Origin of the sequence: Bacillus sp. FSL K6-1338, assembly GCF_038006965.1 — a bacterium.
Taxonomy (GTDB): domain Bacteria; phylum Bacillota; class Bacilli; order Bacillales; family Bacillaceae_G; genus Bacillus_A; species Bacillus_A thuringiensis_S.
The window spans coordinates 63,066-81,226 of sequence record NZ_JBBOWI010000003.1 but is presented as its reverse complement, the minus strand read 5'-3'; the positions used below and the strand labels follow the sequence as shown (position 1 = coordinate 81,226).

Sequence of the window (18,161 nt, the reverse complement as noted above, 5' to 3'; positions counted from 1 at the left end):
GAACTTATCTATTTAAATCTTTAATTACTTATTCCAAGAATTTACGTCTGCATTGCTTGATGCTTTTGTGAATCGAGCTAGAATCGTATCATAACCACCTTGGATTGCTTTCCATACAAACGGGCCAATTACTAATACGATAATCACCGCCAAGGCAATTAACATACCGTTTTCTGATGATAATTGCGAATCCTCATTTTTTAACCAATTTTTCATTTTTGCTAACATGATTGAATCTCCCTTATCCATTTATTTGAGCTATACGTAATAAACATCATTCATCTAAATCTTCTATTACTTGTTCCAAGAATTCACATCTGCATTGCTTGATGCTTTTGTGAATCGTGCCAGGATCGTATCATAACCACCTTGGATTGCTTTCCATACAAACGGGCCAATTACTAATACGATAATGACTGCCAAGGCGATTAACATACCATTTTCTGATGATAATTGTGAGTCTTCATTTTTTAACCAATTCTTCATTTTCGTTAACATATATCTTGCTCCTTTACCTATTCCATTTTTGATAATGTCTTCTATAAGCTTGCAAATCCTTGCATTAAAGATTGAATAACAATCACCATTGGATAAATCACAATACATCCAATAACTGCGACGTTAAATTTATTCATTTCCATTGGCTTATTTTGAATGAGACGGTTATAGTTTTCATGTTTTAACTCGCGCATCATTTTAATTTGTGCGTCCATAATACGAAGACTCTGTACCTTGTCCGTTTTTTGCGCTTGTTGCAACGCGATTGTAAAGGTATTTACTTCTGGACTATTTAAAGCTGCTGCAAAGTTTCGAAATGGTTGATCCGATCCTGCATACATTTCTAATTCCGCAGTAAGTGTAGATACATATGGACGAAGATGTCTTCCAGCATATATTTGCGCCTTTTTTACTGCTTCTAATGTTGTATGTGTTTTTAACAACTGCAGCATAGGAATTAGATACTCTGGTAATTCGAACTTCCTAGCTTCTATCGCCTGCTTGATTCTTTTCTTTAATAGATAATCAGGATAGAAATAAAGCAACGGTGAAATCAATACACCCACTTTAAATAAGTAGTAATCATGGAACACCGTACATATCAAGAAAACAGAGGTGAAAATGATAGGATATGCAACCTTCATTTTTAAATATTCTTCTGGTTTCGTATCCAAGCCAGCTTCTTCTAATTTTTTCTGAATCTGCTCTTTCTTTTCTTCTGTCAGATACTTATGTGATAACGACTGGAAGGGAGCGAGCATCATTTGATTTAAATTCTTCTTTTCAATTCGTTTTGCATTTTCTACATAGTTCGTAAGTAAGCTACCGCTGTCTTTTTTACTTTGTAGAAAGGTAGAGAATACCCAATACATGACAACGAATACCACTACAGCTAAAATCGTAGCCACCTTATTCCCCTCTTTCTGTTGGGTTATAATTTGCAATCTTTTCTACACGGGTTGCTAAGAAAAAGACAATGAACATATTTACCGATAACGCGATTTTCCCCATCATAGAACCTGCTAAAAATCCATATGCTTCTTTTGACATCAGCATAATCAAAATCGGCATGGCGATAACGATTAAGCAGTTCTGTACAAAGGCACGTTGTGCTTGCGATAAACTAGAACGCAATCTTGCCAAGTACAACTTTTGTTTTTCGAAATCTTCTGCAATATCTAGTAAGACTTGCACTGAATTCGCTCCACCTTCTCGGCTACACACTTCCAACATTTCATGGAAGAATACCAATTCTCTAAAATTAAACGTTTCATTGAATCCTCTAAACGCACGATGCATTGTGGTTCCACCTTCTAATAGAAGAGAAACTTTTTCTATTTCTTCTTGAATGCTTTCATGCATCATTGGCTTTACTTGTACTAACACGCGTTTGGCATTATTACTAATTTGAAGTGCATTCGCAACTGCCTTCATATAAATAGAGAGGCGGTCAATGACAACCAAGTAGTAACGTTTTTTTCTTCTATAGAGAAGAAACCTTGGAACTAAAAAACCACATAAAATGGTAATCAGTGTATAAGGATCTTGTCCAAATGAAAAATAGAACACTGCTGCAATACTCATCCCAGAAAGAATCGTATATATCCAGTACATACTCTTTGTCAATTTCCATTCGTACTTTTGAGCTTCTTGGATAACGGATTGCGGTAGATACATTCGTATCCCTTTAATATTCCTTAATTCCAAGCGCCTTTCTTCCTTCTCATTTTCTTGTACAAATTGAGAAAGAGCAGAACCCTTCGATTTTGCAAAAAGTAAAACGAGCAATCCTACACTAATAAAGATTAAAAGTATACATCCATAGGCTAACAAACTATGCATACTGCACCTCCTGTTTTGAAAGGAATGGTGCATAAAGAGCTGGATTTACAGTAGAAGAACGGAATTTCTTCTCCATTTCAGCTGACATCTTGGCTGTAATGATATGATCTCCATGAATCTTTCCTACTCTCTCATTCATTTCATCGTATTCCTCACCCGACGGAATAAATTGAGAAAGCTGATTGAACTGTATATCATCTTGATAATCCAATAACTCAATCATCTCTGTAATATAGCGATTCCCATCATCTTTCTTTTCTAAAAAGACAATCACATCAAATGTCTGTGAGATTAATTCATATAAATACTGAGCATCGATATTCGCACCACTTTGCAGACACATGAGCATTAAACGTCTAACTGCTTCTTTTGCACTTCTTGCATGGACAGAGGTGAAACCAGGATGTCCTGTTTGGAAGAAGTTAATCATTTTTAACGCTTCTTTCCCCCTCGATTCCCCTACAATTAATCGCTTTGGTCCTTGACGTAAAGCATTTGTTAACAATCTATCAAAGTCGATTGCATTTTCTTCTACTTCCGATGCCCTACATTGCATCGGAACAAAATGATGTTCCGGAAAAATGCGATGCAAATATAATTCAGGGTTATCTTCTACTACAAGAGTACGTTCTTTTTTCTTTCCTTTCGGAATGTGAGAAGCAAGATATTTCATAAACTCTGATTTTCCGGTACCTGTAGCTCCAGCAACTAGAATATTCATTTTGGCTTTCACGGCGGCAGCCAAAAAGTCCAACATCTCTTTTGACGCTTGATTGGTAGATAACATACGTTCTTCAGAGGCACGAAGGTGATCTGCATTCTTACGAATCGTTATTGTTGTTCCGAGTCCCCCAAGTTCATCTAACGCAATATTGATACGGATATACGGAAACACGCAGTCCACATATGGCTTTGCTGTATTCAATGACTCTGATGTACTGTTTACCATCTTATAAGCTAGAGCTTTCACTTCTTCTTCCGTCTCAAATCGGTAAGGAAATGTACATTCTCCCTCTCCAATTTTTTCGTAAATAATTTCTTTTGTGCCATTGATATAAATATCGGTTACATCCTTATCTTCTTTTAAAGGTTCTATAATCCCAAATCCAACAATTTCGTCACACACCATATTTAGTAACTGTTCAGAAGGTACATCTGAAACAACGACTTGATTGCTTAGTAAAAAGCTTTTAATAATTTGCTCCACAGCTGTTCTCTTCTCTTTATTCATAAAGGATTCACTTAAGATATCACGATGTTCCTTTACTAAAAATGCACGAATTTCATCTGTAATATCTTTAATTTGTTGAGCTGTAGTTGTTCCTAATTTTCGAGCTGATTTGGAACGAATCATATAACCAAAGTGATATAAATCCACTCGATTTCGCTTTAAGGCAACTTGTTTTTCCTGTAAATAGCCCCACATATTACATGCCTCCTTTTTAATTTCGTAAACCAAAGAGACCCTTTTTCATAGAGGATTGCTGGGATGGAATATTAAGACCAGCTGCTTCCATAATGTGATGGACCTTTGTATTAATTTGTGGGGAGCCAAATTGCATCCCCCATTCGTAACTCGTACGATCTCTGTCATACGGAATTGTCACCGCAATTTTTTGAGAAGAAAGCTTTTCAATATCTTCTACATAATTCTCATCTGCCATATTTAGCACATGAATCATTCGAGGTAATGTTAGCTTTGCATTTTCTATTAATTGTAATTCTCGCTTAATTGCTATTGCACCACGAGGGTTGCCATTTAGCACATGAACAACAATATCTGATTGGTATAGGATTGGATAACTCAACACCTCTGATAATTCAGTTGGCACCGAGAGAATGATATAATCGTATTCTGTATCTACAAGTGATTCGATCAATGTCGTTACGAACAATTCTTTGTTTTGAATCTCTGGGAATTGAGCCAAACTATAACCTGATGGAAATACCAGAAAATCCATCTTATCGTGCAATTTTTGCATCAATCTGGGATTCACTTTTTTCTCTAACAAATCTTGCTTGGTACAAATATAATGCGAAAGATTATATTCATTTTCTTTTCTTACAAGCTCTAGCATGTTTTTACTCTCATGGCTAAGACCGGTTCCAACCGCAAAACTTGGTCTTACTTGGTCCGCTTCTACATAAAGCACCTTTTTCCCTAGATGAGCTAACTCATTTGCCAACGTAATACTTAACGTACTTTTTCCTACGTTCTCATTTGTGGCATAAAAGGCAATGATTTTTACTTGCCGATCCATCTAAAAAACTCCTTTCTTACTTAGATTCGTTCAGATACTGCGCTACATACTCTTTTACATTTTTAGAAATTGGATTGGTCGAATGCTTCTCTACATAGTCTAAAATGTTCTTTTGATCAGATATTTGCGAGAATCCTTCAGCTGGTTCTAGTTCTTTCCCTGTTTGTTCTACTTTTTGTCCGACTGCAACAGGAATTACATCTCCAAGCGTTTTTGCACGATTTAAATATTGAAGCTGTTCAGGTGAAACAGCCAGTGTATATAATCGCGTTACCTTTGGCTTTTGTTTTCCTTCTTGTTCCTCTTTTGATTCTTTCTTTTCTAGCACGAAGGCATCTTCTGTATTGCTATCTTTTGCAGCAGTCACACGTACACGTTGGAAAAGGCCACCGAATACTACCTTTTCATTGTCTCCTTCTTTTACAACCTGTTTGAAATATAAGTCCACATACGTGTTCGGAATAATACTATTCCCTGAACTTGTTTCCAAATCAACGAGTAACGGAAAGGCCACTTCGCCATCTTTCAAATTTAAAATTGCAGAGTCCGGTAACTCTTCTTTCTTTACTACTTTATTTTTAAAGAGATAACTATTTTCTGTAATGGGCTGCCCATCATTTGTCCACTTACCTACCACTTCTTTTTTATTTGCACGTAATGCATTGGGGGGAATCGCATCACCAGGTAATGTTCGTTCCACTAGCATGTCTTCTTTAATTTCTGTATGCGCAGGTATATCCTTTGCGGCTACAACAATCTTTGTTGGTTTTACTGCATTTTCGACTGCGAAATGATTGTATCCATAGATACCCGCTACTGTTGCAGCAGCTAAACCTACCGCAGCAATCTGCTTCTTTTGAAACTTAGATGGCTTCAATGTTTGTATTCCTCCTTATGTAGCCTTTAAACGCAAAAAAAGGACACACCTATGGCATAATGCGCCTTAGGTGTGTCCTTTTAGCTAATCTAAAGTCTATATGAAAATGTTGGATTTGGTTTCTTTAATATTACAATTTCAATATTATGATATATGGAGTTTCATGTCAATCATTTCTAAAAAAAATATTATTTTTGCCATTTCAAAACTCTGACACGAAAACTCAAAAACCCTTAAAAACGTTGTCATATCAAGGTTTTTAAGCTATTAACCCACACTCAAATATGGTATAATGAATATAATGTAACTGAATATTTTAGGGTGGTCGGTTGCTTTCCTTTCTCTTTTATTTTATGGAGAAAGGAGGTGACAATATGGACATTCTTTTCATGATAGCAATTGAAATTCTGAAAGTAATTGCTAGAGAAGTCGCTGTGTTTTTTGCAAAACATATAGGAAAATACCTATCAACGTTTTGGAAAAAAAGACAAAAAAAGCGACGAAAAACGAAAAGAACCACCCAACGCCGCAAACGTACTTGGTGGTTCAATAAAAAATAACTAAATTTTTAGTAACCAACCACCTTGCGGTAGCAGTTACATATGGCGAAGTGTTACCAGCACTTCGTCTTCTTTAGTTTATGCAAAAACTATTATTATAATACTTCTACACATATTATAACATCAACTATAGTACATGTCATGCAGATTTATCCACGATAGTAAGTAAAAGAGACAAGATTATTATTAAAACGAAATCAACTTCGTTCCTGTTTCAAAATACTTTGCAGGAGCATAACTCTTCCCATTCCGATCCTGAAATTCGCCTCCAATGTATAGCGATACAATTATTGCGACAACCCCCATAATAATCACACGTCTAACACGTTGTTTTTTCTTTTTATCCACTCTAATTTCCCCTTTCTATGAAAAAAAGGCACATCCCATTAAGGGATGTGCCTTTGGTTTATCCATTCAGCTACTAGTTTATGATGGATATATTATTGTGTCGATTCAACCTATTATACAATACTACTTAACTATTTTCTATTCTTCATATAGTACCAGTTTGATAAATCAGTAATAATATGTTCCTTTCCAACCCAGTTCCATCCTGGTGTTTGCACAGGAAATGGAAGATCTGCAAGCACCCTTCTCTTTTTAAAGTCATCGTATGCGACTCCTTTAATTTCTACCTCACTTGTCAGGCACAAGCTCATTTCATTTACACCCGCTGGTTTTGTTTCAACATTGAATGCATATTTCCCATCTTTCGTTTTTAATGGAGCATACCATTTACGTTGGCCATCAATAATTTTTTCTTGACCATCCCAATATAGAGACTTAGTTGGTTTTTTGCTATCGAAAACATGTCCTGTTATTTCAGACATATACATATTTTTAGGTTGGAATCTTGATGCTAATCCATTATTAGAAATTGCCTCTAAATCTTGTGTTGTTTTTAGCCCTTCATCTGCAAATGGATATTGTGCCGTTGCTGCTGTAAAAACACCAGGATAATTTTCATTCCACTGATTTTTATATGTTCCATTTACTTGATACGAAAAACCATAGCCACTATGAAGTTTAGAAGGTGATAGATTATCAATACTTCCACTTAATGTTTCATAGAACATTTCTCCCGCTGTATCTTCTTCCGACACACGTTCGCTTACTGTTTCTACTACACCTTTTACACTCGTTACTCCACACATTGCCTTTTCTCTTGAAGGTTCATAAATTGCTGTTTTAATAGGATTATTTTTGTATGTGGTTTCTTCTATATCTAGACGATTACCAGCAGGGTTAATTTCCGCCTGAATGGTTCCCTTCCCTTTATGTTGCCAATCCAAGTTTAGTGTTTTCTTTTCTCCCTCAGTTAATCTTACCTTTTGTAAAGCTACTTGTTGGCCGTTATGTTTTAACACAACTACTGTTTCAGGATTCGTATATTTTTCTTCTAATACATCTAACTTTTTAATTTTATTCTTCTCTTTTTCTAACTTCTGTCTTGCATTATCTAGCTTACTTGCCGCATTATCTAGTTTATTTTCTTCCCAAGAGCAGTCTCTATCATAATAATGATCCTTTCCCTCAGCATCTACTTCATGAATTGGATTACGGCGACAATAACTCAAACTGGACTGCGCGCTATCTCTATCAGATTCAGCACTGTTTATTTCTTGCTGTGACTTATTAATATTGTTATTTACCTTTGCTCTATATTGATCACGCTCTGGTTTAAAATTATCACGTGATACATCTACTCTTGTTTTGATATCTTTTCCTTCTCTTGCTGTTTCTCCTTCAATTCGATCAGCAGAAAAATCAATTTTATACTTAAAATCATCTTCATCTCCTGGATCTGGGTGAGGTGTTACTTCAGTACCACAGTTACCATCTATAGTGAAATCAACAGTTTTCTCGTTTGATTCCCTCTGAACAGCATCAAGAACTTTAATTTTCGCAGTATATCGACCACACATTTGTGGCTGCCACTTTAGTTCTTCTGACTTAAATTGCCCTGCATCACCTTCATTGGGTTTTTGATTATCTTTTTGCGGAGTTGAACGTAAGTAATTTTCCTGATGATACACGGTTTCGCCATCTTTTGTAATATCTAACATCCATTTAACTCGGTTCCGTTCTCCAGCAGCTTTTTGATAAGGGTTTACTGTTGTTCCATTAGGATCTCGGTCATTGTATCCTTTATTTTTACTTACATACTCAAAACCGTTAAATGTAAATTTAACAGGGACATCTTTTTTTCCAATCTTGGCTTTAAAATCTTTTATTTCAGGTTTACTTGTACGCACATACCATAAACTATATTTATTAACCCCTTCTACAGCCCCAGCACCCGCATATCCACCAGAAAGATATGCCATATCTCGAATCCAATAAAATTCTCCAAAACTCTTTAAATCTACAGCCCCAGAAATTTTATTTGGAATTATATTATTTAAAACAAAATCTGTATTTCCCCAATATTTATCTTTAATAACAGATGCATTTACACGTTCTATTTCTGTTACCATACGATCACCGACCGGAACTGAATTATTAAAATACCCTTCATTTGCAATTCTTACAAATGGCTCTGAACTATCTTCACTTTGCACTAGATTTTGTCTAGGATTATCCCAATTAAAAGAACCATTATAAACCGCTGGATAATGTATATCTGCTTTATATAATGTTTTTACGGGGTCAAACCCACTTCCAGGGCGAAAATATTTACCTGGCATTTGTAATTGAGAAGAAATAAATGTATCGTCATTTCCATTGTAAAAAGGAATATCAGCATTTTTCGCACTTGCTATAGTTGGAACCATTAACATTGTTGAAGTACATAACGTTAGTAATAAATTTCTTTTTAATTTCATTATATTTTCCTCCTAGAATAAAAAAAGGACACACCTGTACCATGGGCTGGTACGTTAGGTGTGTCCTTTCCGTATCTTTATTAAATGTTATATTTAGTTTTTAAGATGATAGTTATATTGTAACATTAATTAGCTTTAATTTGAATATACATTGTATCAATTGCCATAGTTTGTCCAACACGAATTTTATAATTACCTTTTTGATAATTATTTATATTATCTGCATCAATTGTTTCTTGAATTTCTTTATCCAAATTTAAACCAGTTAAATATGTAACCCATCGTTTTGTTAGCTCTACAGTTGCTGGTTGATTATCTACAAAAACAATTTCAAAATCGTCCTTTGTCCCACCAACAGCAAACTGTCCACCTACATATGACCCCTTAGGATAATACATACCATCGTCCATTATATGTACACTACCAAGTAAATCCTTATATTTTAAATTTGTATTATATTTTTTATTAATTTCTTTCAAGATACTTTGAGCTTCTGGAGTAAAATGTGGTTGTGCATATACACTTTCTAATGCTTCTGGATAATATTTAAAACCTGGTTGTACAAGATCTGGATCGAACCCTTTAGGTACTTCTGGTTTTTCTTCTGGTTTTTCTTCTGGTTTTGTTTCAGGCTTTGGATCTGGTTTCACTTCTGGTTTTTCCTCTGGCTTTGTTTCAGGCTTTGGATCTGGTTTCACTTCTGGTTTTTCCTCTGGCTTTGTTTCAGGCTTTGGATCTGGTTTTACTTCTGGTTTTTCCTCTGGCTTTGTTTCAGGCTTTGGATCTGGCTTCACTTCTGGTTTTGTTTCTTTTTCAACTGCATTAATAGAGTTATATAAGAACTGACTATACGCTTCACGTGTTACAAACATTTTTGGAGAATACATATTATCTCCTGTACCAATTGTAACCCCATTTTCCTCTAATGCACTAATTGCACCGTAAGACCAAGAATTTTTATCAACATCTGCAAATTTTGATGTTTTCGTTGCCTTAAATTTAAAGGCATTTGTAAGTACTTGTGCCATTTGTTCACGAGTTAAAATATCGTCTGGACCGTACTTCCCATCACCAAATCCATTCACAAGTCCTGCTTTAGCAAGTGCCAAGATTTCTTTTTCAAACAAATGTCCTTTAATATCAGTAAAAGGATTTTTGAAGCTAGCATCTGCATCTGCAGGTTTAACGTACATATAAATCATACGAGCAACTTGCCCACGGGTTACATTGTCACCAAAGCCAAAGATATTATTTCCGTACCCTTGCACTACTTTACGATTTGTCAAATTATAAATTGCTTTTGTTGACCAGTGATTTGCTGGAACATCATTGAATTTTAATGAGTCTGTGTTATCAGCTGCTTTCGCTGTAAATGCTCCTGCTCCTAATAAAGATGTACCCATAATTGTTAGTGCTGTTGCTGTTTTTAAAAATTTGTTTGCCATTGTTTGTTCCTCCAAATATATTAGTTTTTTCATAGATTCCTTTATTGTACCGAATTTAAATATAAAATCCAGATAATTTAACATATAAATTTATGAATTAATGTTTTTATAACCGCCGTTCCATATGGTAAATATTACCATATGGAAATAGGCTTGTAAAGTATTTTTATATATTTATTTTTAAATATATTTTTCTAGCAAAAAAACTACACTTTTCAGTATAGTTTTTCACCTCTTTTTATACATATTGATATTTTCAACGGAAATAGATTTGTCCCATTCCATCTTTGTTAGCCCATATAGGTGCTTTCACACTATCTATCCCTATCATTTTAAAAATAAAGAAGTGATGTTCAGCTTTTATCTTAAAATTCAATGGCTGATTATGATCTACGCGCCCTTTTGTATATTCATATTTCCATCCATCCATATTCTGCTCTTTCATTTTCTTCTCTATATCAGGGATTAGATTTACGTTTTTCCCTTCATACGTGTACTGAAAACCACCTGTTTTTTCTGCTAATTCTACTGTACTAGAAGCAAAATCATGTGCCTTTATTAACTGCATTCCATACAGTACACCTTCTGGTATAAGAGTTATCAATAGTAAAGAAAGCGTTAGAAAAAGCGCTGTTGTTACTGTATTTTGCATTTCTTACACACCTACTTTTTCTTATTTATTTCACGTTTCCTCCAGCTTTCTTATTGTCAGAATCTGCTTCATAAATAAATATGTGTTTTGCGTTACTCTTAATGCTGCCTTTCTTTTCGTCAAATTGTTTAGTATAACTAGCAGCTTCCGCTTCTCCTTCAACCGCAATCATTGCAGGTTGCTCTTGTACAGCATGTACAGAAAACGCTCGTTTTGAAGCCGGATCCTTAAATGTTGTATTTTGGTTATAAGACTTTTCAAATTCTTTCTTTGCGATTTCTGGTTCAATAGCAATTTCTTCTTGCGCTCGTAAAACACCTACTTTTACGGCTTTATCCATTGCTGTACTTCCAGCACGTTCAAGTGCAGACTTATTATCGGTGTGTGTTGTATCTCCAATAATCATATCTGTCATTAAGAATAAACAACCAACAAATAATAATAATGAGGCAGCACCTATAATAAATTTTTGCATTCCTCTTCATCCTTCCTTAACTTTCAGACTTTCGAAACCGAAATCCACTTAAAATGGAACTTTTCTTTTGTTTCAATAATTGGTTTGGTAGCAATAACTCTGCTATTTCCTTCATTATTCCTTCTAACTCTTTATAATAGTTCCGACTAGATAGTAACGTACTACTATTTAATTGAGATTCAAATACATCTTCTATCTCATATGGTGGTAAAGCAGTTAATACCTTATCTCCAAAACATTCTTCTATTACTTCATGCTTTAAAAGTGCAGAAGAAAACTTATTCCCAATGATTCTCGTTTTCTCTAAATCTAAGTAAGAAACGAGCTTTCTCTCTTTTGGTGTAAGAGGATGCGCTATCTTTAGCAATTGATGCAGATCTGGTTCTGCTACAAAGAAAATAAAATCTGCCATTTCGCATATTTCATGGTATAAATCTTTATCCCAATCGCTCCCTGCATCAATAATAGATATAGGTGCTTCTTGGTTAGCCAATAAAACCTTAATAAAATGGTCAAAGTCTTGCTCTGTCTCATTTTTCAGCTCTTGGTCCACTATAGGATTCTTTACGATATAATTTATTCTTCCTTGCTTCCATTTTGGAATTGATAATATATCAGATTCCTTCTGTAGCATCTCTTTATATCGCTGCAACATAAATTCACTACGATAGTTTTCTGGTGCTTCTGTATATCCCTTTAATAACGGATACGTATAACCATCATCATATAGATTCTCTATATAATTCACATCAATCTGTATTTCATTTAAGTAAGCAGCTAAAAGATGTGAAACAAAAGTAGCACCACTTCTCCTGTTCATACTGGCCACAACAATTGTTCTTCTTGGAATAGCGATACCGATTTGTTTTTCATATACCGGCTCAAAAGCCAATTTATACTGTTTTTTTATAACAGGTGCTTTTGGCATCTTCTCTGAAACAGACTTACGCTTTTGTTTGTTTTTAAATAGTTTGTTGGAATTAGAGGAAGGTTCATTGCCGCCGCCTTCCTCTAATTCACTTGATGCTTCCTCTTCATCATCAACAGGAACCTCAGGCAACTTTGTTTGTTGCGGTGCCTGACTTGCCCCTACAATTTCCGCTACATTTTTAATATCAGATTCCTGTAGCAGCTGTGGGATGACTTTATTATCAATATCAATTTTACGAGAGTTAAAAATGTCATAGATACCTAGATAAATCAGTTTCGCCAAAAACTCATCATCATTTTCACGCTCAGTAAATACCACAATACGAATATCGCGATTAAAGCGAATATCTCTTAATTTCTGTAAGATAATCAATTCACGTTTCTCTTCATGTCCCGCATCAATATTTAATCGTTTGTCATTAATACATAGAATATTGGGCTGTTCCGTATCTAGAATTTCATCTAGATACTTGATGTGCATCACATCACTATCAGCTACTTCAAATCCCGCACCAATAAAATCCTCACGTAAATATGCCGTATACACAGTATCGCTAATAGCTAAAACGATTTTTTTTACCATAGTGAACCTCCTACAAACTCTAACGTCGGATTAAAATCATGTTTTCAATTGGAATTTGTGCCTGAAGATGAACCTTCCCAATAATCTCATTCAAAATATACTCCATTTCAACTTGTTCCATTGAACGTGGAGCTCCAAAATCAGAATTTAGTTTTACTCGTATTTCTAATCGATCTTGTATCTCATGTAAAGGTGTATCAAGATAAAGAAAACTGTAGTATAAAACACCATCTTCAATATTTTTTTGAATCATATCCTTTGTTTGATGAATAAATGTAACCTCAGCAACCTCAATAAAAGGATTATCAATGGTTACTTTGCTATTCCAATTTAAAGTCCAAATCTCGCAATGCTCTTCCGCATGCACAACAACTCCGTTTACAGAAGGCGTAATTGAGAAGAAACGATCTACAGGAACTTTGGTTAATAAAGTGGTATCACCTTTCACTAATTCAAATCCTCTTTCTAATCGTTCATGTTCAAAAGCATATTCAGCACCACTGTATGCAACTTCACAAAATACTTGTTCTAATAATGGACGAATTCCCTCATATGTTCGTATAGCAAACACACTAAATTCCTGTGTTTCATCTGTTCGAATGATTTCGTACAATTCATATTCGGATGCATTTGCTAGGGCAAAAGGAATGTCTTTTATAAAATTCGGATCAGCATATAAATTCTCAGGTATTTTTGTTTCAGGATGATGTATAAACTCTAGACATAATTGATACCCTTTTAAAAATGCATTCTTAACAGCTGCAGGGAATAGAGTTTCAAAACGCTTTACATTATTTTTAAACGTTTTTTCTTCAATTTCGTTATTAAATTCTCTTTCTTGTAATATATTTGCTTTATTTCCTAGCAATAAAAAGTAGTGATTAATAATGCAACTAATATTCTCCTCAAATGCTGCATTGCCCTCACAATACTTTGTAAATCTCTCTTTACTCATGTTTACAATTTCATTCATAGTTCAAATTCTCCCTTTTTTGATATTTATACAAAAAAAAGACACACCGATGGCAGGTTATGTGCCTTCGGTGTGTCCGTTTAGCTAGAAATTAAATCTATTAATTTGTATATTTCTCTTAATTAATTGTTGTTCACGTATAAGAATACCTCTATGAATTTTAAAAGTCAATAGATTAATTACCCCCTTGGAAACTTATATTTATTCCTTCTTTCTATTTTTCTATGTATCTAATCTAAGAAAATACAAGTAATTAAATATAAATAATGACAAGTATTTTATATACAAACAACAAGAAATATATATAACTAAACACAATTATTAATTATAAAGGGATTTAGCAAATACCTCTAAAGCCTTGTATTACATACGTCCCTTGCTATTAAGATAAATTCCCTATCGTAATATCCCCAATACAAACAAGCCTTCCATCATATAAATCACAAATTAAGAAGTTAAATACCATATTACTCAGAATTCACAAGTCTATAATAATATAATTAAGATATTCACAAGTATTGAATCGAATTATAAACAAACTGAATCGTATTTAAACGTAGCGTTAGCAGCTTATATACTTGCGTAAAAATGCTCGTAGAAATATTTTCCTAAATAAAAAAGCATGTCTTCAAAGTAAAGAACATGCCAAATAACCCTTGCTTTTAAGTGATTTTTTAACAAGGGCTGCTGTATTTATTTTTTTAAAAATTACACAAAGTCAGGATAAACACCATTTTGCTTATAATAATTTATCCTTGTATCGTGTCTTTCTTCTACAGATAAGCTTTTTTCTTTAAAATCCGTCCATGAATCTCTAAACTGTACACGCATAAATGCTGGAATAGAGAATATTTCTTGCTCTTTTGTGCAACTTTCAACTTGATCTAACGCATAAGTCATTGCGTAAATTAGTAATTCATTTTGTTTTTGTTTTGTTGGTAAATAGATTGCGTGATCAACAATTTCTTGTCTAAATGCAGTCATTATATTTTCTTTATCTTTTTTTCGTAACGCTTGTCCCATATGCTTTAAACGAGACACTGCTTCTTTTCTGCACTTTGCTATTGGTCTATTTAATTCTTTTTTATCATTCTCTATTACGCAGTTTGAAGAAAACACCACACTAAACTTCTCAATGATGATTTGTTTTACCTGTTTTCTTACACTTGTAATTCGTGAATCATTAGAATTTTTCTCTTTAGAGTCAATTGCAGTAAATTGCACAATAGGTTTTATAATTTCTATGTATTGTCGTACTTTTTTTGCATTACGCTTTAATCTTTCTTTTAAGAAAGCCATTCTTCTTGTGATCTGGAACTCATCAATATTATGTTTATAATGTTCCATACCCACTTTTCTTGAAAAAGTGTTGATTAAATTTAGAAGGAACATAATTCCCCTATTATCACGAGCCTTTACTAGACTACTCAGTATCATTGTTTGGATAAGGTGAAATGGAATACGGAAATACGAAAGCGTTATACCTGACATGTTTGAAGTTTCCGAAGCAGTATGGTTATACAATGCATAATCTACAATTTCATATACAGTACGATTTCCAACAGGTGTTTCTTTTACAAAATTACGCTCCAAACAAACTTGAAAACCTGTATAAATTGTTGTGTAGGGAATCCCGCTTTTCTTAGCAAGATCCATTATTTGAAATTCACGTGGAAGCATTCCTATATCATTACATTCAAAGTGAAGCAAGATGTAAGTAGCTAAAGCTGAAGATGGTAACTCTTTTCTTTCATTTTCTAGTTTTATGGTGTTTAATAGTCCATCAAAAAACTTAACACCATGAACTTTAAAGTTCTGTTGGGAAAAAGCCATTTGCGTATGCATAATGTTGCTAACTCCTTTCAAAAGAGCAGAAAAAGGCACTGTCATACCACGGATACAAAATATCACTCATAAAAAAAGTAATATATGTATTATCACGGTAAACAATGCCTAAAAATACGCAAGAAATCCCCTTTTTAAGTTGCACAAATACATAAGATACAGTAAAATTATCTTATAATTTCATGCAAAATAAAAAGGTTTATTGGCTTTGTTTACCGCTGTCGATCGGAAATTTCTTTTGGGAATTTTTGTGCGGTGTACCACAATGAAGTAGTTGGCGCTACTTCATTGGGCTGATGAACCTTTTTTGCTTTATTATATTTTATTTTTTTATTATATAAATATTTTATCGTTAATAAATCTGTATCTAGAAAAATACAAAATTATTAAAGTAACTACATCATATATAGTTTTTTTCATCGTTGCAAGGTGATTTTCTAAAAGTATGACCTTTATTGAATGATTATAAATGAAAACTACCACTCAAACACCCCATTGAGCATCGCTCAATCAAAAGCCAAACCAATACAAGTAAGAACAACCTAAATATCCATCGATCAACTACCTGATTAACGCTCAATCAACAAAATATTGCTGTAAAAAGTTCGCACATGGTGCTTTTATCATTATTTTCACATACAATCACCCGATTAATCACCAATCGCTCACGTCATAAAACCAACATTATTTTCAATAGATTGAGTGGTGATTGAGTGGTTGGTTTTATTATATTAAATGAAGTCTCGATCAGTCAATTAATCACCGGTCAATCAGTTTATTATTTTGAGGTGGCTGATCAGCGAATGATTGAGTGGTTGTTTGTTTATGAAAGTTTTAGAGGAAAACAAAGCGTGCATTTCTAATAAAGCTGATTGACTGGTAAACTATTTTTAAAGGATTAATGTAAAAAGTTCGCATAATAATAGTTTGATACTACTAATTAAATAGAATGAAACTATTATTAAATAGGAGGATATAGATGGAGAAAATTAATTCGATACCAAAACCTTTTTTCGAAACTTTGGGAGAGCATGGTACAACTTATTTGGTATATGGGTACAGAGTTGCACAACCTAAGTTATATTTAGGTGAGTTTAATTCATTAAAAGAAGCTAGACAATTCATCTATAAATATGCTTATAATAATCCTCAATGGCTAAATGCAGACGGAGACATTAATGAATATAATAATAAACCATCTAGACCTGAAAGTGCTAATAAAAGGTATAAGGGCGTAATTGAAAAAGAATATAAAAAGTATGCCGATTTTAAAGGTTGGAAGAAATAAAATTAGCAAACTCTTTATATTGTAAAATAACAAAGTAAACTATACTTGAGTGCCATGATTATTACAGTTTAAAACAATAGTTGTGAAACACCAATTTGAGGTGGGAGATGAATGTCAGTTGGAATAAGCCAACATATTTGCTATCATTTACTTGTACAGATTGCTCTTCGAAAACTGAAGAGATGAGGTTGGTTGCAGAAAAACGTTACAACCGTAAAATCTTCAACGTTCTATCGTCCCATGCTTGCCGAAGTTGCGAAAACCAAGCTAAAGTAGGTAGTGTGGTGCGCGAACGTACAAGATACTTATGTTCTCACCGTAGGGACTACGGATAGAGCCTGCTAAGATAACTAGTGGATACATTGGTATTCGCAGGAATCTCCCACTTCAAACAGCCCGTAAGGACGTTAAGTGGTGAGTAGTTCAAAAATGATATTAAAGATAATCAAAAAATAAAAGACTATCAAAAGATAGTCTTTTATTTTTTTCCAAAAAGCTTTGAGAAAAACCCGCCTTTTTGTTCAGTATTTTCTTGTCTCTGAGCATTAGCGCTTTTTTGTTCTTGAATTAGTCGTATAGTGCTCATTAGCTTTTCGTCACGTTCCTCTAAGCGCTTATTAATTCTATCAAAATTATCCTGACTTTGTTTTGCTACAGCCGCGAAGAATTCCATGTTTTGCTTTGATAATTCAGCCGTCACTTTAGCTGTAACTTCCTCCGTAATCTTTTCTGTTAAAGCCTCAATCAAATCTGTATTTATCTGTTGTGCTTTAACTAGCGATGTTTCTTTTGACTCATCATCGCCATCAACATATTCAGCATCAACATTACGAATAACTGTAGGATCCATATCTAAAAGCCCCACAATCTCATGCTTTTTCTTAGACTCTGAATAATAATGTTTAATCTTCTTTACTGTATCAATACTATCCTCATGAACATATTTAAGTTGGCGTTCTTTTTTTATGTTCAAGTACTCATCAAAATCATTTAACCATCTACGAAGAGTACTTTCAGGTATATCAAGCATGGTTGCTACTTCAGATACTCGATAATAACCATCGCTTAACTGTTCATCAATCATTTGCTCACCACCTAACTATATGA

The 18,161-nt window shown here is 34.0% G+C and carries 18 protein-coding genes; 2 read left to right on the top strand and 16 right to left on the bottom strand.

Annotation, left to right across the window (positions count from 1 at the left end):
* Positions 1-24 precede the first annotated feature (24 nt).
* The 7 genes from NZ044_RS29725 to cpaB all read right to left on the bottom strand — a co-directional run bounded on the left by NZ044_RS29725 (position 25) and on the right by cpaB (position 5,478).
* Entirely contained in the window at positions 25-228 is a 204-nt protein-coding gene (locus tag NZ044_RS29725; protein WP_000879955.1) for a hypothetical protein, read from the bottom strand.
* 66 nt (positions 229-294) lie between these two features.
* A complete protein-coding gene (locus NZ044_RS29720; RefSeq protein WP_000956353.1) occupies positions 295-498 on the bottom strand; it encodes a hypothetical protein in 204 nt (67 codons plus the stop codon).
* A 41-nt stretch (positions 499-539) separates the two neighbouring features.
* Positions 540-1,406: a hypothetical protein gene (locus tag NZ044_RS29715; RefSeq protein ID WP_033700066.1), complete on the bottom strand. Its 867-nt coding sequence runs from the start codon at positions 1,404-1,406 to the stop codon at positions 540-542.
* Position 1,407: 1 nt separating this feature from the next.
* On the bottom strand, positions 1,408-2,340 hold the full coding sequence (locus tag NZ044_RS29710; protein ID WP_273634917.1) for a type II secretion system F family protein: 933 nt from the start codon (positions 2,338-2,340) through the stop codon (positions 1,408-1,410).
* A complete protein-coding gene (locus NZ044_RS29705; protein ID WP_273634918.1) occupies positions 2,333-3,766 on the bottom strand; it encodes a CpaF family protein in 1,434 nt (477 codons plus the stop codon). The genes NZ044_RS29710 and NZ044_RS29705 overlap by 8 nt, the downstream gene beginning before the upstream one ends.
* A 16-nt stretch (positions 3,767-3,782) precedes the next feature.
* Positions 3,783-4,601 carry an AAA family ATPase gene (locus tag NZ044_RS29700; protein WP_273634919.1) on the bottom strand — a complete coding sequence of 273 codons (819 nt, stop codon included), beginning with the start codon at positions 4,599-4,601 and terminating at the stop codon, positions 3,783-3,785.
* A gap of 16 nt (positions 4,602-4,617) precedes the next feature.
* Complete coding sequence (gene cpaB / locus NZ044_RS29695) at positions 4,618-5,478, bottom strand: Flp pilus assembly protein CpaB (protein ID WP_000804774.1); 861 nt, start codon at positions 5,476-5,478, stop codon at positions 4,618-4,620.
* Positions 5,479-5,852: 374 nt separating this feature from the next.
* On the opposite strand from cpaB, the gene NZ044_RS29690 reads away from it, so the two are divergent.
* Positions 5,853-6,038: a hypothetical protein gene (locus NZ044_RS29690; protein ID WP_000353169.1), complete on the top strand. Its 186-nt coding sequence runs from the start codon at positions 5,853-5,855 to the stop codon at positions 6,036-6,038.
* A gap of 186 nt (positions 6,039-6,224) precedes the next feature.
* Here the strand turns inward: NZ044_RS29690 and NZ044_RS29685 are convergent, their stop codons facing one another.
* The 8 genes from NZ044_RS29685 to NZ044_RS29650 all read right to left on the bottom strand — a co-directional run bounded on the left by NZ044_RS29685 (position 6,225) and on the right by NZ044_RS29650 (position 15,766).
* On the bottom strand, positions 6,225-6,386 hold the full coding sequence (locus NZ044_RS29685; protein WP_170954504.1) for a hypothetical protein: 162 nt from the start codon (positions 6,384-6,386) through the stop codon (positions 6,225-6,227).
* Between the two features lie 131 nt (positions 6,387-6,517).
* On the bottom strand, positions 6,518-8,863 hold the full coding sequence (locus NZ044_RS29680) for a hypothetical protein (protein WP_098349391.1): 2,346 nt from the start codon (positions 8,861-8,863) through the stop codon (positions 6,518-6,520).
* A 125-nt stretch (positions 8,864-8,988) separates the two neighbouring features.
* Positions 8,989-10,308, bottom strand: a complete 1,320-nt coding sequence (locus NZ044_RS29675) for an S-layer homology domain-containing protein (protein ID WP_340950248.1) — start codon at positions 10,306-10,308, stop codon at positions 8,989-8,991.
* 256 nt (positions 10,309-10,564) lie between these two features.
* Positions 10,565-10,960, bottom strand: coding sequence for a DUF4320 family protein (locus NZ044_RS29670; RefSeq protein WP_001181739.1), 396 nt, complete (start codon positions 10,958-10,960; stop codon positions 10,565-10,567).
* 25 nt (positions 10,961-10,985) lie between these two features.
* Positions 10,986-11,435 carry a hypothetical protein gene (locus NZ044_RS29665; RefSeq protein ID WP_098349393.1) on the bottom strand — a complete coding sequence of 150 codons (450 nt, stop codon included), beginning with the start codon at positions 11,433-11,435 and terminating at the stop codon, positions 10,986-10,988.
* Positions 11,436-11,451: 16 nt separating this feature from the next.
* Positions 11,452-12,948 (bottom strand): hypothetical protein, encoded by a 1,497-nt coding sequence (locus NZ044_RS29660; RefSeq protein WP_098349394.1) that lies wholly within the window; start codon positions 12,946-12,948, stop codon positions 11,452-11,454.
* A gap of 19 nt (positions 12,949-12,967) precedes the next feature.
* Positions 12,968-13,921, bottom strand: a complete 954-nt coding sequence (locus NZ044_RS29655; protein ID WP_098349395.1) for a hypothetical protein — start codon at positions 13,919-13,921, stop codon at positions 12,968-12,970.
* Positions 13,922-14,629: 708 nt separating this feature from the next.
* Positions 14,630-15,766 carry a hypothetical protein gene (locus NZ044_RS29650; RefSeq protein WP_098349396.1) on the bottom strand — a complete coding sequence of 379 codons (1,137 nt, stop codon included), beginning with the start codon at positions 15,764-15,766 and terminating at the stop codon, positions 14,630-14,632.
* Positions 15,767-16,745: 979 nt separating this feature from the next.
* Between NZ044_RS29650 and NZ044_RS29645 the strand changes: the two genes are divergently transcribed.
* Positions 16,746-17,054, top strand: a complete 309-nt coding sequence (locus tag NZ044_RS29645) for a hypothetical protein (protein ID WP_098349397.1) — start codon at positions 16,746-16,748, stop codon at positions 17,052-17,054.
* A gap of 478 nt (positions 17,055-17,532) precedes the next feature.
* On the opposite strand, the gene NZ044_RS29640 is transcribed toward NZ044_RS29645, so the two are convergent.
* Entirely contained in the window at positions 17,533-18,138 is a 606-nt protein-coding gene (locus tag NZ044_RS29640; RefSeq protein WP_098349399.1) for a DUF3967 domain-containing protein, read from the bottom strand.
* Between the last annotated feature and the right edge of the window lie 23 nt (positions 18,139-18,161).

Coding starts and splice junctions, on each gene's coding strand:
- NZ044_RS29705 (WP_273634918.1), bottom strand. CDS start 3,766: ATGTGGGGCTATTTACAGGAAAAACAAGTTGCCTTAAAGCGAAATCGA.
- NZ044_RS29640 (WP_098349399.1), bottom strand. CDS start 18,138: ATGATTGATGAACAGTTAAGCGATGGTTATTATCGAGTATCTGAAGTA.
- NZ044_RS29680 (WP_098349391.1), bottom strand. CDS start 8,863: ATGAAATTAAAAAGAAATTTATTACTAACGTTATGTACTTCAACAATG.
- NZ044_RS29665 (WP_098349393.1), bottom strand. CDS start 11,435: ATGCAAAAATTTATTATAGGTGCTGCCTCATTATTATTATTTGTTGGT.
- NZ044_RS29655 (WP_098349395.1), bottom strand. CDS start 13,921: ATGAATGAAATTGTAAACATGAGTAAAGAGAGATTTACAAAGTATTGT.
- NZ044_RS29725 (WP_000879955.1), bottom strand. CDS start 228: ATGTTAGCAAAAATGAAAAATTGGTTAAAAAATGAGGATTCGCAATTA.
- NZ044_RS29675 (WP_340950248.1), bottom strand. CDS start 10,308: ATGGCAAACAAATTTTTAAAAACAGCAACAGCACTAACAATTATGGGT.
- NZ044_RS29650 (WP_098349396.1), bottom strand. CDS start 15,766: ATGCATACGCAAATGGCTTTTTCCCAACAGAACTTTAAAGTTCATGGT.
- NZ044_RS29690 (WP_000353169.1), top strand. CDS start 5,853: ATGGACATTCTTTTCATGATAGCAATTGAAATTCTGAAAGTAATTGCT.
- NZ044_RS29720 (WP_000956353.1), bottom strand. CDS start 498: ATGTTAACGAAAATGAAGAATTGGTTAAAAAATGAAGACTCACAATTA.
- NZ044_RS29660 (WP_098349394.1), bottom strand. CDS start 12,948: ATGGTAAAAAAAATCGTTTTAGCTATTAGCGATACTGTGTATACGGCA.
- NZ044_RS29670 (WP_001181739.1), bottom strand. CDS start 10,960: ATGCAAAATACAGTAACAACAGCGCTTTTTCTAACGCTTTCTTTACTA.
- NZ044_RS29645 (WP_098349397.1), top strand. CDS start 16,746: ATGGAGAAAATTAATTCGATACCAAAACCTTTTTTCGAAACTTTGGGA.
- NZ044_RS29700 (WP_273634919.1), bottom strand. CDS start 4,601: ATGGATCGGCAAGTAAAAATCATTGCCTTTTATGCCACAAATGAGAAC.
- NZ044_RS29710 (WP_273634917.1), bottom strand. CDS start 2,340: ATGCATAGTTTGTTAGCCTATGGATGTATACTTTTAATCTTTATTAGT.